Here is a 13,400-nt window from a genome sequence, read left to right on the forward strand (position 1 = left end):
GCCATAGCAAGATCGGCTTGCCCCCCGTCATCAATGGTAAAAGTTCGAGGATTTCGCTTCCTCATATGTGGTTGAGGCCAGCTTGAAATGCTCGTTGCGATACCTCCGCCCAACATCAATAGCGCGAGGACATTTACGGCCCGAGATTTCCTTTAGGCACCCCTTTAACCGTAAGCAGCCAGCGGCCCCACCTTCCATAAGCGCTTAGGCCTGTGTAGAGTTTGCGAACGGTAGCAGCGAGTCGATCCTGCTGTTCGGGCAGGTTGGAAGTTTTTCAAGTGTGTCGGCTAGCCAGCGCGCAGGATCGAGTCCATTCAGTTTGGCGGTCGCGAACAGGCTTTGGATGGCAGCGGCGCGGCGGCCGGCCCGTTCCGACCCGGCAAACAGCCAGTTCTTCTTGCCGATAGCGATCGGCCGTATCGCGTTCTCGACCGGGTTGTTATCGATGGGCAGGCTGCCCGAACTGGCGTAGCGCTGCAGCGCTGGCCAGCGTTTGAGGGCATGTTCAATGGCCTTGGCAGTGCCGCTGCCGGCGGCGACGCTGCGCTGCGTAGTCAGTAACCAGGTATGCATCTCGGCCAAGGCCGGGATGGCATGCTGCTCGCGCAAGGCGAGGCGCTGCGACGACGTCATGCCTTTTGTCTGCTGCTCGATGGCGTACAGCTGGGCGATACGGCGCAACGCTTCCTCAGCCACCGGACTGCCGCTGGCGGCGTGCACGTCGAAGAACTTGCGGCGGATGTGGGCCAGGCATGCGAGTTCGGTCGGACCCGTGGCAAACATTGCCTTGTAGCCGGCGTAGTCGTCGACCATCAGGTGACCGCGCCAGTCCTGCAGGAAGGCGCGCGCATGCGCGCCAGCACGACTCGTCCGGTAGTCAAACACGACCACTGACGGCCCGTCGTCGAGCGCGTTCGAACGGTAGGCCCACAGATAGGCGTGCTTGGTCTTGCCGCTGCCGGGATCAAGCTGGCGTACTGGTGTTTCGTCAGCATGCAGGCAACTTCGCTCCCTGAGCAGTTCGGCCAGCCGGTCGGCCAGCGGCTGCAGGGCCACGCCGATGCGGCCGATCCATTCGCCCAGCGTAGAGCGTGCCAGCGGCACGCCCTGGCGCGCGGCGATCTGTTCGATCCGGTATAGCGGCAGATGGTCCAAGTACTTGCAGACGGCGATCCACGCCAGCAGACCGACTGCAGCCAGGCCGCCGTCGATGACGGCCGATGGGATTGGCGCTGCCGTCACCGTTTCGCAAGGCCTGCAGGCGTACTGCGGCCTGATATGGCGATGCACGAAGAAGCGCGCCGGTTCCACGTCCAGCTGTTCGCTGACGTCCTCGCCGATCTTGACCAGGCCTGCGCCGCATTGCCCGCACTGGCACGATTCCGGCTCATGGCGGTGCTCGATGCGCGGCAGTTCCGGCGGCAGCGGCTGACGTCCGGCACGCTTGCGCGCTTGCTTGGTCGGCGCCTGACTGTGGAGTTCCTCGTCGATGGCGGCGAGGTCCATATCGACTGTCTCGTCAAATAGCATGCGCTGTTCGCCGACCAGCGCTTCGCTGGCCTTGCCGAAGCGGACCCGTTTGTAATAGGCCAGCTCGAACGTCAGCGCCTTGATCTTAAAGTCGTTCTCGGCCAGCTTCGCCCGCTGCTGTTCGAACAAGGCCCGCACCTGCGCCAGCATAGCTGGGTCGATGTTAGTGAGGGCAAGTTCGTTAAGCAGATCCATGGCTCGGTAGTTTACCGAGCATGGATAATGGTTACAAGCGAAACAGTTTACGTCCTCACAGGCGCCACTGCACCGGCGCTGTGGCCGACAAGCGCTGCCAGTCCACACCGGCCACCAACCACTGCCATTGCTCGGCACTCATCTGCCAACTTGCCTCGTCTGCCTGCGGCCAGACGAACTGGCCACGGTGCAGCCGGCGCAAGCACATCCAGACGCCGGTGCCGTCCCAGCACACCAGCTTCATGCGCGTCCGGCGGCGATTGGCAAACACGTAGGCCGTGCCGTCGCACGGCGCTCGCCCTAACGCCTGCTGCACGTGCAGGGAGAGTCCGTCGATGCCCGTGCGCATGTCCACCGCCGCCGTCGCCAGCCAGATCGTATCGGCCGACAGCTGCATCACAACGCACGCATCAATTCCGCCAGCCAACTGGCCGGCATATCGGTCGGCAAGCTCAAGGTCCAACCGTGCTCGTTGCGCAAGCTGATCGCAACCGCCACCGGACCCGCCGTAAGCGTCGGCCCAGCGCCGTCTTGAGCCAGCTGTCGAATTGCTTGATGATAGCGTCACACCGCTGGGAAGCGGCGTGTTGTTAGGCAGGTGCCAACTGCCCGGCGCAATGCCAGGGCAGAAACTCGTCAACACGGTTGACGGGATGATCGGCGATGTGGGCTAGCACATGGCGCAACCAGGCTTCGGGGTCGACACCGTTGAGCTTGGCCGTCCCGATCAGCGAGTAGATGGCGGCAGCGCGTTCGCCGCCCGTGTCGGCGCCGGCAAACAGATAGTTACGGCGACCGATGGCAACCCCGCGCAGAGCGCGTTCTGCGGCGGAGTTGTCGATCTCGATCAGGCCGTCATCGCAATAGCGCGCCAGCGCCGGCCACAGATTGAGGGCGTACAGAATCGCCGCCGACGTATCGGACTTGCGTGAGAGTTTTTCAAGCATGCCTCGCAACCATCGCTCCAGATCGTCAATCAGCGGTTTGGCCTTGGCTTGTCGTGCCTGGCGTCGCTCGTTCGGGGGCTTGCCGCGGATCTTCGCTTCGATCGCGTACAGCTCACCGATGCGGCCCAAGGCTTCGCTCGTCAGTGCAGAGGGTCTGGCTTCATGTAAGTCGTAGAATTTGCGGCGCGCATGCGCCCAGCAGGCTGCCTCCTGGATCGTGCCGTCCTCGTAAAGCGCGTTGAAGCCTGTGTAGGCATCGGCCTGGAGCACGCCCTTATAGCTGGCAAGGTGGGTTTGCGGATGGATGCCTTTGCGGTCGGGCGTATAGGCAAACCACACGGCCGGTGGCGTGGTGTCGCCGCTCGGCCTGTCGTCACGCACGTAGGTCCACAGACGCGCCGTCTTTGTCTTCCCATTGCCTGGTGCCAGCACCGGAATCGGGGTGTCGTCCGCGTGCAGCTTGGCACCGGCGAGCACATGGCGCCGGATCGCGTCGACCAAGGGGCGCAACAGCGCGCTGGCAGCACCGACCCAGCTGGCGAGCAAAGCGCGATCCAGATCGACACCGTCGCGTGCATACATGACTGCCTGCCGGTACAGCGGCAGATGGTCGGCGAACTTGGCCACCAGCACGTGCGCCAGCAAGCCCGGCCCGGCAATGCCCCGCTCGATCGGCCGGCTCGGCGCCGGCGCCTGCACGATGGCGTCGCAGCAGCTGCATGCCAGCTTTGGACGCACATGGCGGATCACGCGCAAGCTCGCCGGCACATATTCCAGTTGTTCAGCCACGTCTTCGCCCAGGTGGCGCAAGCCACCTCCGCAGGCCGGGCACGCGTTGGCGCCGGGCGGATAGACCTTTTCATCGCGCGGCAGGTGCTCGGGCAGCGGCCTGCGCACCGATTTCCTGCGCGGCGCCCGATCCGCTTCGGGCATTTGCCGCTCTGCTTCGGCCTCGTCTGCCTGCAGGTCTTCCAGTTGCAATTCGAGCTGCTCAATCTGGCGGTCGAGCTTTTCCGACTTGCGGCCGAACTGCATGCGCCGCAGTTTGGCAATCATCAGTTTCAGATGTTCGATCTCTGCGGCCCGCGTGTTCAGCTGCGCTTCCAGGCCCAGGATCTGCTCATCGCGGGCCAACAGCAATTCATCGCGTGCCAACAGCAAAGCCTTCAAGGCTTCGATGTCGTTGGGCAGGTCGGCGGTGTTGAGCATGTGCCGAGTTTACGCGACCCGTTTCATGTTTACAAGGCCAACGTTGGCTGCCACGTCCGTTCCGGGCGCCGCCAGTCAATTCCCTCCAGCAGCATCGACAGCTGCGCCTGGCTTAGCGTGACGCTGCCACTGCTCGCTTGCGGCCAGACGAAACGGCCTTTCTCAAGCCGCTTGGCCAGCAGGCACAGGCCATCGCCGGTCCACCACAGCACTTTGATCATGTCGCCGCGCCGGCCACGGAACACGAACACGTGGCCGCTGTACGGATTCTCCTTAAGCGCACTGTCCACCTTTGCCGCCAGGCCGTTCATACCGGCGCGCATGTCGGTGATGCCGGCTGCAAGCCAGATGCGCGTGCCTGCGGGCAGCCCGATCATGGCAGCAGGCGCGCCAGCACTTGGGCCAGCGCCACCGCATCAACGCCACCTTCGAGCCGCAGCTGCGCACGGCCCACCGTCAGCAGCATGACGCCCGAAGCCGGTAGTGCAGGCTTGGCAGCCACGTCTGGCGAATCCAGAACGGTGACCGGCATCAGCGCGGCCGGTGCCGCGTTCACCGCGCCGTGCAGGTCGGCGAATTGTCTGCGCCAGGTGAAGACCTGGTTGGCATTGATGTTGAACTCTCGAGCCAGGCGCGACACCGACGTGCCCGCGACAAGAGATCTGGCGACGACTTCTCGCTTGAATTCCGTGCTGTGCTGTCTGTAGGGACCGCGCTTGCGAGGTGTGGTGAGTGATTGAATTTTTGTGTCCATAATCGAAATTGTGGGCACAATTGAATTTGTACCCCGCCTTCAATCATGGCGCTGACGGATCAGGCGGTAAAGACGTCAGTGGGAAGACGCTTACGACCCGCCTGTGCCACCCGCACCGGGAGCAGTGTAGGCATCGCTTCCCGCTTGGTCAAACGCCGTACCCAGTAACCAACCTGGCGTACCGGAAAGCCTTGCTCGATTGCGTAGGCCCGCTGCGAAAGGCCGCTGGCCTGCCACTGCGCGACGCGCTCTTCCCATACCTTCTCACGTTCCGAATTTGACACTATCACCTCCTGAAAGAATGAGCGGATAGTTTGGCTTGGGCGATCAGGAATTCATAGGTGGAGGGGCCGGACGCTTACCTTTAACCGGCATGAAGATGCGGATTCGAGCAGCCTCAATCGAACGCCGAACTCAACTGCCTCAATTCGAGCGTCGATCATCATGAGAGGCGAGAATGGTGCGCACGAGATCAGGTGTAATCAACACAGCGTTACCGCGCCGCCGCTCCGGAAAGTTCAAATCTCGACCTGTGTGCCGAGCTCAATAACGCGATTAGAAGGCAATTGAAAATAGTCGGCCGCGTCGCGCGCATTTTTCGCCATTGTTGAATATAGACTTTCCCGCCACATCGCCATACCAGCTCCAGGTGTAGCAATCACCGTCTGGCGAGTGATGAAATAAGACGTTTCCATTGGCTCGAAATTCAAGCCCAACGCCGCACAATTTGCAAGATCAGCAGGTACGTTACGCAGATCGATGAAACCATAGGAAAGGTCGACTTGATAGCAATTGTGACCCAATTCAGTCACTTTCAGCCGCTGCGTTGCGCTGACTGTTGGAATGTCCGTCGAAATCACGGTCAAAAACACGACTCTCTCATGCAGAACTTTGTTGTGCAGGAGATTGTGAAGTAGCGCATGTGGTACACCGTCGCCCTCTGGCCGGAAGAACACTGCGGTGCCGGGTACACGAAGCGGTGGCTCAGCAAAGAGACTTTCTAGGAAGCCAGGCACTGGTAGCAAATGTGCTTTCAAATTTTCGAAAACGAGCTCTCGTCCTTTCCTCCATGTCAGCATGATCGTGACCATCACCACGCTGATAAGCAGGGTAAACCAGCCACCGCTTACGATCTTGAGACTGGTTGACGCGAACAGCGTAATATCGAATACCAAAAAAAACAGCGTTGCTGAAAATGCAACGACTCCAGAATAGCGCCAACCGTAGCGAACGACGAAGAATGTCAAAAGCGTCGTGGTGAGCATTGTCGCGGTCGCGGCAATGCCGTAAGCGGAGGCAAGATTAGTGGACGACCCAAATGCCACGACTGCGAAGACGACAGCACTGAACTGCAGCCAGTTCACCAAGGGTATGTAAATCTGCCCCTTTTCCTGATTTGAAGTATGCACAATTCGCATTCTTGGCAAAAAACCTAGCGAGATCGCCTGCTGCGCCACTGAGAAGGCGCCAGAGATGGTTGCTTGGGACGCCACTACCGCCGCTACAGTCGACAAGGCTACCAGCGGATAAATGCTCCATGCACCAAGCTGATTAAAGAACGGGTTGGATATAGCGGCAGGATTGTTGAGAAGTACGGCGCCCTGCCCGAGATAATTTAGCGCTAGCGCAGGAAACACGACTGTGAACCAAGCCAGACGGACAGGCGTCCGCCCAAAATGGCCCATATCGGCGTATAGCGCCTCGGCCCCGGTCAACGCCAAGACGACTGCGCCCAATGCGACGAACGCGATCCATCCGTTCGCGAGAAGGAAGCGCGCCGCATGCCCCGGGTTCAGTGCTGCCAAGATCTGAGGATGATCGATGATGTTTGCAACGCCCATCACCGCTAAGGTAGTGAACCATACCAAAACGATTGGACCGAACCATTTCCCGATACCACCCGTCCCCCGATGTTGAGCCCAATACAATACCGCTAGCACGCTTAGCGTTAAAGGAATGACATAAGGTTTAAAGGCCGGCGTCGCCACTTCAAGGCCTTCAATGGACGACAAAACGGTGATTGCTGGGGTAATGATGCCGTCGCCAAAAAACAGTCCAGCTCCAACCATGCCGAGTAACATCACCGGGTAATAAAAGCGGGAGCTCTGGGTAACAGACTTCAGGGCAAGAGCGGTTAGTGCCATAATGCCGCCTTCGCCATGATTGTCAGCTCTCAACACCAAGATCACATATTTCAGCGAAATTATGATAATGAGGCACCACAGTATCAGCGAAATAACGCCGATGATGTTGGAGGGGGAAGCGGCAACGCCGTGGGCGGGTGCAAAAACTTCTTTCAGGGTGTACAGCGGGCTGGTACCGATGTCCCCGTACACAACACCGATCGCGCCGAGCGTCAGTGCAGCGACCCGATTTTTTTGCGGTAATTCAGTTGTCATTGTTTTGCTCAGTTTTGTCGTATCAACATTGTAACGAAGTTTGTCCCGGTAAGCGCTTGGCAAAGACGCTGCGCGGCCCCACCCTGATGTGATTGAGCCGCAAGTGTGCAAGCGCGATACAGTTGCAGTGCACTGTCGTTGACCGATTGGCTCGACCTGGATGCCAAGTGTTGCTTGGCCAGCAGCCGACTAGGCACGATATGCGCAGTGGTTGCGCCAAGGCGTGCCTGGCTGCAAGAGGGGGCCGGGCTGAGTATGCAGTAGAGCGAAAAGTGGTCGGCAAACTTCGGCAATGACCACATTTCTGACATTTTTTAACGAAAATTTTGAACTGGGTTGGCTGGGGTGAACACCGATTTTTGCAGCGGAGCAAGCGGGCTCGGCTGGTTCAAGTTTTTCTCCTTTTGACTGTGGCGTTCATTTCAGATTCTATTGTTCTGTTTCAGATTCTATTCAGGCGCAACGTATGCATGCAAACTTGACGGGTTGAAACCATCGGTCTATATTAATGACTCGCAAGTAAGTTACGGAATAGACCCCATGCAATGTCCCCTTGAGATGAAGCCGCGCTGGGAGCGCCGTAAAGACGCGCGACCCCAGGAATTGCTCGCCGCCGCCCTCGACCTGTTCGTCGAGCGCGGTTTCGCCTCCACGCGGCTGGAAGACGTGGCCAAGCGCGCCGGCGTCTCGAAGGGCACCCTGTACCTGTATTTCACCAACAAGGAAGAGCTGTTCAAGGCCGTCGTGCGCGACACCATCGTGCCGGCCCTGGGCGCGGCCGAGGACATGATCGCCAGTTTCGAGGGCCATAGCGCCGACCTGCTGCGCGCCGTCATGATGGCATGGTGGGAAAACGCCGGTGCCACCAAGTCCTCCGGCATGATCAAGCTGGTCATGGCCGAATCGAACAACTTCCCCGATATTGCTGTCTTCTACCGCGAAGAAGTCATCCAGCGCGGCAGTATCATGATCAGCGGCATGCTCGAGCGCGCCGTCGAACGCGGCCACTTCCGCCCCCTCGACGTCTTCCTCACCACCCAGATCCTGATCGCGCCCATGCTCATGCTGATGCTGTGGAAGCATTCGGTCGGCCCCTGCGACATGGCCGAGCTCGACCCCGTGGCCTTCATCGATTCCTTCCTCACCATGACCCTCACTGGCTTGCTGCCGCGTGCGCCGGACCTGGGCGCGGCCGCGCCGTGACTTGTCAAAAGCGCCAGAGCGGCGTTTTGGGGCGTTCATTCCCTCTAAACTGCAGACTGTCGCAATTTATCGCGATCCGGGGCCTCAGATCGTTAAGATGTGCGTTCTGAGGCCGTTCAACGATAAAATATCGGATTATTATTTTTCCTCACCGAGCACAAGATGAATATCGAACAAGCCCGTTTTAACATGATTGAACAGCAGATCCGTCCCTGGAACGTGCTGGACCAGGACGTGCTCGATCTGCTGGTAGTGGTCAAGCGGGAAGATTTCGTGCCCGCCGCCTACAAGACGCTGGCCTTTGTCGATACCGAAATCCCGCTGCCAGGCGGCGAAGCGATGTTCACGCCGAAGATCGAAGCACGCATCTTGCAAGAGGTAGCCGTCAAGAAGCACGAAAATGTGCTGGAAATCGGCGCCGGATCGGGTTACATGGCAGCGCTGCTGGCGCACAAGGCGCGCCACGTCACCACCGTCGAGATCAATCCGGAACTGAAGGACCTGGCCGCGAAGAACCTGGCCAACGCCGGCGTGAGCAACGTCACCGTCGAACTGGGCAATGGCGCCGAAGGCTGGGAAAAGGGCGCACCGTTCGACGTCATCGTCATCTCGGGTGGCCTGGAAACCCTGCCGGAAGTGTTTCTGAAGCAGGTCAAGGTCGGCGGGCGCATCGCCGCCATCCTCGGCCAGGCGCCGGTCATGACGGCGCACGTGATCACGCGCGTGTCCGAGACCGCGTACGACACGGTCAAGGTGTTCGAAACCAACGTCAAGCAGCTGTCGACGTCGGTCAAGACCTCGCATTTCACCTTTTAAAGCGGGGGACGGCATGCAACACGTCACCGCCCCCGAGTTGGCAGCTTGGCTGGCCGACCCGTCGCGTCCGCGCCCGCTATTGCTGGATGTGCGCGAAAACTGGGAGTTTGAAACCTGCAAGATCGAGGGATCGACCCAGATTCCGATGAACACGATTCCGGCGCGCATCGAGGAGCTCGACGAGGAAGCCGAGATCGTGTGCATCTGCCACCACGGCGCGCGCAGCATGCAGGTTGCGGCCTTTTTGGAGCGCAACGGTTTTACGAACATGACCAATCTGACCGGCGGCATCCACGCTTGGGCGGTGCAGGTCGACGGCAGCATGCCGAAGTACTGATTCCACGTAATAGATACACGCGCGGCGGCGGTGTCGGCCACCACCGGGCTGCAGGTTTTTTTAACTTTTTTGATGACTCCAATGGAGAATGCAATGCAGAAACCCCTCATGGCCGTGCTGATTGCCAGCGCATTTTTTTCCTTGAATGCACAGGCGGCGGACCTGATCCAGGTCTACCAGCAAGCGCTGGCCAATGACGCCGCGTTTGCCAGCGCGCGCGCGGCCCTGGCCGCCGGCATGGAGCGGGTTCCGCAAGGCCGCTCGCAGCTCTTGCCGACCGTGGGCTTGAACGGCAGCATCGTCAAGAACGATGGCGAATCGACGCCATGGAATATCGGCCAAACCGTGACCCTGCCCAACGGCAGCCAGGTCCCGGTCACCACCGGCGGCGCCAACGAGCGCACCACCACGCACACCCTGTCGCTGACCCAGCCGCTGTTTCGCTGGGCTAACTGGCAATCGTACGAACAGAGCAAGCTGCAGCAAGCCCAGGCCGAAGCGCAGTTCGCCCAGGCCCAGCAAGACCTGATCACGCGCGTGGCGCAAGCCTACTTCGATGTGCTGGCCGCGCAGGACACCCTGGAACTGAGCCGCGCCCAGAAAACCGCCACCACCGAGCAACTCGCCTCGGCCAAGCGCAACTTTGAAGTCGGCACCCAGACCATCACCGACACCCACGAAGCCCAGGCCGCCTACGACCTGGTGGTGGCGCAGGAGTTTGCCGCCATCAACGACCTGGAAAACAAGCGCAGCGCGCTGCAAGCCATCATCGGCACCGCGCCGGCCGGCCTGGCCACGCTGAAACCGGGCGTACTGCTCGCGTCCCCCGAGCCGGCCGTAATCGACCCGTGGGTCTCGTCCGCGGAAAGCCAGAACTACGGCGTCGTCGGCGCCCAGCTGAACTACGAACTGTCCAAGCGCGAAATCCAGAAAAGCCGCGCCGGCCATTATCCGACCCTGGACCTGACCGCCAACATCCGCCGCCAGAGCATGACTGGCCAGACCCAGCAGTCGGGCAGGTCGACCGACAAGGGCATCGGCATCGCCTACAACGTGCCGATTTTCAACGGCTTTGCCGTCACCAGCCGCGTGCGCGAAACCATCGCGCTCGAAGACAAGGCCCGCAACGACCTCGAAGCGACGCGCCGCAACGCGGCCAACACGGCGCGCCAGGCCTTCCTGGGCGTCAACAGCGGGCTGGCGCAGGTCAGGGCGCTGCAGGCGGCGGAAGTGTCGGGCAATTCGGCACTGGAATCGAACAAGCTCGGCTACCAGGTGGGCGTGCGCATCAATATCGACGTGCTCAATGCGCAGCGCCAGCTGTATTCGACCCGCCGCGACCTGTCGCGCGCGCGTTACGACACCATCCTCAACGGCCTGCGCCTGAAATCGGCAGCCGGTTCGCTGCGCGAAGCCGACCTGGCGCCGGTCAACGATTTGCTGGTCAAGTAAGCTGGACGCACAGATGGGCGGGAGCGCCGGCATGCACGCCCGCCCACGCCTGCCCATCGCACAGCAATTGCATGGCCGCGGATAACGTTCATGCGATGCGCCACGCCGACGGCAATGGCGCGCTGGTCCGGAGCATCAACGCGCGTTTCAACTTCCAGGCCGGCCCGGTCTTCCGGACCGATGCCAGTGGCCTGTACGACATTTATCTCGCCTCCTTTACCGATCCCGACATTCGCCGGCAGCACAGCTGCGCCTGCTGCCGCACCTTCATCGAGCGCTTCGGCGGCCTGGCCACGGTCGGCGATGACGGCGTACTGGTGTCAGCCATCTGAGATCCCGATGCGGCGCCGGCGCCTTACCGCGCAGTGGTCGATACGCTGGGGCGCCGGGTGAGCCAGGCCCGCATTGCCATGCTGTTCCTGTCGAGCGAGACCCGCTACGGCAAGCCGGCCAGCGGCCCATGGCAGCACCTGGCCAGGCGAATTTACTGGCAGGTTTCGGGGAGGACAACGTGGCAGGCCTGACGCTGACCAGGGCCACCCGTGTGACGTCCGCCTGCGCGTGACATCGAACGGCCAGGCCAGTGAATATCAGCTTCATCGCTGGGACTGAGCTTTTCCGAACGGGCGTGGCTGTGCGGTTCTTGCTGTGAGTGCCGTTGCGCGTTTTCCGCTTGTTTCTTGGAAGTACGGCCATATCCGAACAGGCGTAGACTGTAGTGGCCTGGATCAGGACTCTCCTGGTGCACCGGTATCGCCTTGCTGTACTTTCTCTCAAGATTGGTCGCGCAGCAATCGTTGTTCAAGAATTCATTTTTTCGCACTCATCAGGACGTCATGCGCCTTTCTAAATTTATCAGCGAAAATATCGAAGTGATCTTGCAGGAGTGGGAAGACTTCGCCGGCACGCTGCATCCGCTTAACTCCGCCACCAAAGCACAGCTGCGGGACCACGCGAAAGCCATCCTCGGTGTGATTTGCCTCGACCTCGATGCCGACCAGAGCGTCGAGGCAGGCATCGAAAAATCGAAGGGAAATGCCCCTGACGCGGGGGACGCAACGGCGTCCGAAGCCCATGCCGTCGATCGGCTGCAGGCCGGTTTTACTGTCGAGGAATTGATGGCGGAATTCCGCGCCTTGCGCGCCAGCGTGCTCAGGCTCTGGCAAGCCCGGGTCAAACAAGCCGACGAATCCGACCTGCAAGACATGCTGCGCTTCAACGAGGCGATCGATCAGTCGCTGACGGAATCGTTGTCCCACTTTTCCGCCATGCTGCGCGATTCCCAGAATGTCTTTCTCGCCATTCTCGGCCATGACGTGCGCAATCCGCTGGGGGCGATCAGCATGGGAACCCAGATGATCCTGCAGGACACCACATTGCCGCCCAGGCACCTGAAGGTGGCCGCGCAGCTCCTGCGCAGCACGCAAAGGGTCACCGAGATCGTCTCCGACCTGCTGGACTATTCCACCAGCCACCTGGGGGGAGGCATTCCGGTCACGTTGGCGGGCTACGATTTATCGATGGAGTGCCGGTCGGTTGCCCAGGAAATGAAACTGTTTCATCCGGAACGCACGTTCAAGGTCGACGTGGAAGACGGCATCACGGTGGTATGGGACCGCGCCCGCATGAGCCAGGCCCTGTCGAACCTGATGGCGAACGCGGTACAGCACGGCGCAGCCGGCAGTCCGGTCTGGGTGACGGTCAGCCGCCTGGGGGCCGATGTGGTGATGGTGGTCCAGAACGAAGGCGGGATTATTTCTCCGGACCGGCTCAGGGTCATGTTCGATCCCGGCAAGAGCTTCGTCATGAAGAGCACCAGCGAGCGCAGCGCCAGCCAGACCAGCAATCTCGGCCTCGGCCTCTATATAACCCACGAGATCGTTATCGCCCATGGCGGAAAAATCTGGGTGACCTCGACCGAATTGGAAGGCACCACCGTCAAGGTGCAGATTCCCATGGTCGCGTCGGGACCCGCCGAATGAGCTGGTGCACCAACGAAAAAACGCCTCTTGCGAGGCGTTTTTCGTGAACCTCGGCGGCTGGCGGCGGCCTTACTCGTTCAAGCCGTTCGCGCGCACGCCATCCTTGCGCTCGATCAGTTCGATCTTGTAGCCGTCCGGATCGGTCACGAACGCAATGACGGTGCTGCCGCCCTTGACCGGGCCCGGCTCGCGCGTGACGTTGCCGCCATTGGCGCGCGCCGCATCGCACGCGGCCACGATGTCGTCGGCCGAGATGGCAAGATGCCCGTAGGCGCTGCCCAGCTCGTACTTGTCGACGCCCCAGTTGTAGGTCAGTTCCAATTCCGCATGCTCGGGATTGCTGCCGTAGCCGACGAACGCCAGGGTGTACTTGTACTCCGCGTTGTCGCTGGTGCGCAGCAGCGTCATGCCCAGCACCTTGGTATAGAAATCGATCGAGCGCTGCAGGTCTCCGACCCGTAACATGGTGTGCAAAATCCGCATCGTAGTCCTTGGTAATCAGATCAAGCCACGATTTTAAGCGCTCCACCGATTCTCTGCCGGCCGCGCCCGCGTGCGGCGGGCGCGGCCGGCTGA

At 60.8% G+C, this 13,400-nt stretch carries 13 protein-coding genes and 1 pseudogene; 6 read left to right on the top strand and 8 right to left on the bottom strand.

Features of this window, described 5'->3' with window-relative positions:
- Nucleotides 1-204: 204 nt before the first annotated feature.
- The 7 genes from tnpC (CR152_RS10695) to CR152_RS10720 form a co-directional block, all read right to left on the bottom strand.
- Nucleotides 205-1,725, bottom strand: a complete 1,521-nt coding sequence (gene tnpC, locus CR152_RS10695; RefSeq protein WP_099874335.1) for an IS66 family transposase — start codon at nucleotides 1,723-1,725, stop codon at nucleotides 205-207.
- A gap of 55 nt (nucleotides 1,726-1,780) precedes the next feature.
- Nucleotides 1,781-2,188 carry an IS66 family insertion sequence element accessory protein TnpB gene (tnpB, locus tag CR152_RS10700; protein ID WP_208640107.1) on the bottom strand — a complete coding sequence of 136 codons (408 nt, stop codon included), beginning with the start codon at nucleotides 2,186-2,188 and terminating at the stop codon, nucleotides 1,781-1,783.
- Between the two features lie 127 nt (nucleotides 2,189-2,315).
- On the bottom strand, nucleotides 2,316-3,881 hold the full coding sequence (gene tnpC / locus CR152_RS10705; RefSeq protein ID WP_099874907.1) for an IS66 family transposase: 1,566 nt from the start codon (nucleotides 3,879-3,881) through the stop codon (nucleotides 2,316-2,318).
- Between the two features lie 29 nt (nucleotides 3,882-3,910).
- Complete coding sequence (gene tnpB / locus CR152_RS10710) at nucleotides 3,911-4,258, bottom strand: IS66 family insertion sequence element accessory protein TnpB (RefSeq protein ID WP_099874908.1); 348 nt, start codon at nucleotides 4,256-4,258, stop codon at nucleotides 3,911-3,913.
- A complete protein-coding gene (tnpA, locus tag CR152_RS10715) occupies nucleotides 4,255-4,635 on the bottom strand; it encodes an IS66-like element accessory protein TnpA (protein ID WP_099874909.1) in 381 nt (126 codons plus the stop codon). Before tnpA (CR152_RS10715) ends, tnpB (CR152_RS10710) begins: the two co-directional genes overlap by 4 nt.
- Before the next feature lie 59 nt (nucleotides 4,636-4,694).
- Nucleotides 4,695-4,919, bottom strand: coding sequence for an IS66 family insertion sequence element accessory protein TnpA (gene tnpA / locus CR152_RS32815; protein ID WP_157778433.1), 225 nt, complete (start codon nucleotides 4,917-4,919; stop codon nucleotides 4,695-4,697).
- A 234-nt stretch (nucleotides 4,920-5,153) separates the two neighbouring features.
- Nucleotides 5,154-7,034 carry a potassium transporter Kup gene (locus tag CR152_RS10720; RefSeq protein WP_099874910.1) on the bottom strand — a complete coding sequence of 627 codons (1,881 nt, stop codon included), beginning with the start codon at nucleotides 7,032-7,034 and terminating at the stop codon, nucleotides 5,154-5,156.
- Between the two features lie 540 nt (nucleotides 7,035-7,574).
- Here CR152_RS10720 and CR152_RS10725 point away from each other — a divergent pair.
- From CR152_RS10725 to CR152_RS10750, 6 genes and pseudogenes are all read left to right on the top strand, one after another.
- Nucleotides 7,575-8,237, top strand: coding sequence for a TetR/AcrR family transcriptional regulator (locus tag CR152_RS10725; protein WP_099874911.1), 663 nt, complete (start codon nucleotides 7,575-7,577; stop codon nucleotides 8,235-8,237).
- A gap of 162 nt (nucleotides 8,238-8,399) precedes the next feature.
- The gene (locus tag CR152_RS10730) at nucleotides 8,400-9,053 is read left to right on the top strand and encodes a protein-L-isoaspartate O-methyltransferase family protein (protein WP_099874912.1); all 654 of its coding nucleotides are present in this window, start codon (nucleotides 8,400-8,402) and stop codon (nucleotides 9,051-9,053) included.
- Nucleotides 9,054-9,066: 13 nt separating this feature from the next.
- Nucleotides 9,067-9,390, top strand: a complete 324-nt coding sequence (locus tag CR152_RS10735) for a rhodanese-like domain-containing protein (protein ID WP_099874913.1) — start codon at nucleotides 9,067-9,069, stop codon at nucleotides 9,388-9,390.
- A 93-nt stretch (nucleotides 9,391-9,483) separates the two neighbouring features.
- Nucleotides 9,484-10,842 carry a TolC family outer membrane protein gene (locus tag CR152_RS10740; protein WP_099874914.1) on the top strand — a complete coding sequence of 453 codons (1,359 nt, stop codon included), beginning with the start codon at nucleotides 9,484-9,486 and terminating at the stop codon, nucleotides 10,840-10,842.
- 95 nt (nucleotides 10,843-10,937) lie between these two features.
- Nucleotides 10,938-11,366, top strand: a pseudogene (locus CR152_RS35175) (DUF8224 domain-containing phage-derived protein).
- A 234-nt stretch (nucleotides 11,367-11,600) separates the two neighbouring features.
- The gene (locus tag CR152_RS10750; RefSeq protein ID WP_157778435.1) at nucleotides 11,601-12,824 is read left to right on the top strand and encodes a sensor histidine kinase; all 1,224 of its coding nucleotides are present in this window, start codon (nucleotides 11,601-11,603) and stop codon (nucleotides 12,822-12,824) included.
- 69 nt (nucleotides 12,825-12,893) lie between these two features.
- Here the strand turns inward: CR152_RS10750 and gloA are convergent, their stop codons facing one another.
- On the bottom strand, nucleotides 12,894-13,307 hold the full coding sequence (gloA, locus tag CR152_RS10755; RefSeq protein WP_099874917.1) for a lactoylglutathione lyase: 414 nt from the start codon (nucleotides 13,305-13,307) through the stop codon (nucleotides 12,894-12,896).
- Nucleotides 13,308-13,400: the final 93 nt, after the last annotated feature.

Source organism: Massilia violaceinigra (genome assembly GCF_002752675.1).
GTDB lineage: Bacteria > Pseudomonadota > Gammaproteobacteria > Burkholderiales > Burkholderiaceae_D > Telluria_A > Telluria_A violaceinigra.

What these genes read in the sequence shown, in the direction of transcription:
- CR152_RS10730 (WP_099874912.1), top strand. Translation starts at nt 8,400, where the DNA reads ATGAATATCGAACAAGCCCGTTTTAACATGATTGAACAGCAGATCCGT.
- tnpB (WP_099874908.1), bottom strand. Translation starts at nt 4,258, where the DNA reads ATGATCGGGCTGCCCGCAGGCACGCGCATCTGGCTTGCAGCCGGCATC.
- tnpA (WP_099874909.1), bottom strand. Translation starts at nt 4,635, where the DNA reads ATGGACACAAAAATTCAATCACTCACCACACCTCGCAAGCGCGGTCCC.
- tnpC (WP_099874907.1), bottom strand. Translation starts at nt 3,881, where the DNA reads ATGCTCAACACCGCCGACCTGCCCAACGACATCGAAGCCTTGAAGGCT.
- CR152_RS10720 (WP_099874910.1), bottom strand. Translation starts at nt 7,034, where the DNA reads ATGACAACTGAATTACCGCAAAAAAATCGGGTCGCTGCACTGACGCTC.
- CR152_RS10725 (WP_099874911.1), top strand. Translation starts at nt 7,575, where the DNA reads ATGCAATGTCCCCTTGAGATGAAGCCGCGCTGGGAGCGCCGTAAAGAC.
- CR152_RS10740 (WP_099874914.1), top strand. Translation starts at nt 9,484, where the DNA reads ATGCAGAAACCCCTCATGGCCGTGCTGATTGCCAGCGCATTTTTTTCC.
- CR152_RS10735 (WP_099874913.1), top strand. Translation starts at nt 9,067, where the DNA reads ATGCAACACGTCACCGCCCCCGAGTTGGCAGCTTGGCTGGCCGACCCG.
- gloA (WP_099874917.1), bottom strand. Translation starts at nt 13,307, where the DNA reads ATGCGGATTTTGCACACCATGTTACGGGTCGGAGACCTGCAGCGCTCG.
- tnpC (WP_099874335.1), bottom strand. Translation starts at nt 1,725, where the DNA reads ATGGATCTGCTTAACGAACTTGCCCTCACTAACATCGACCCAGCTATG.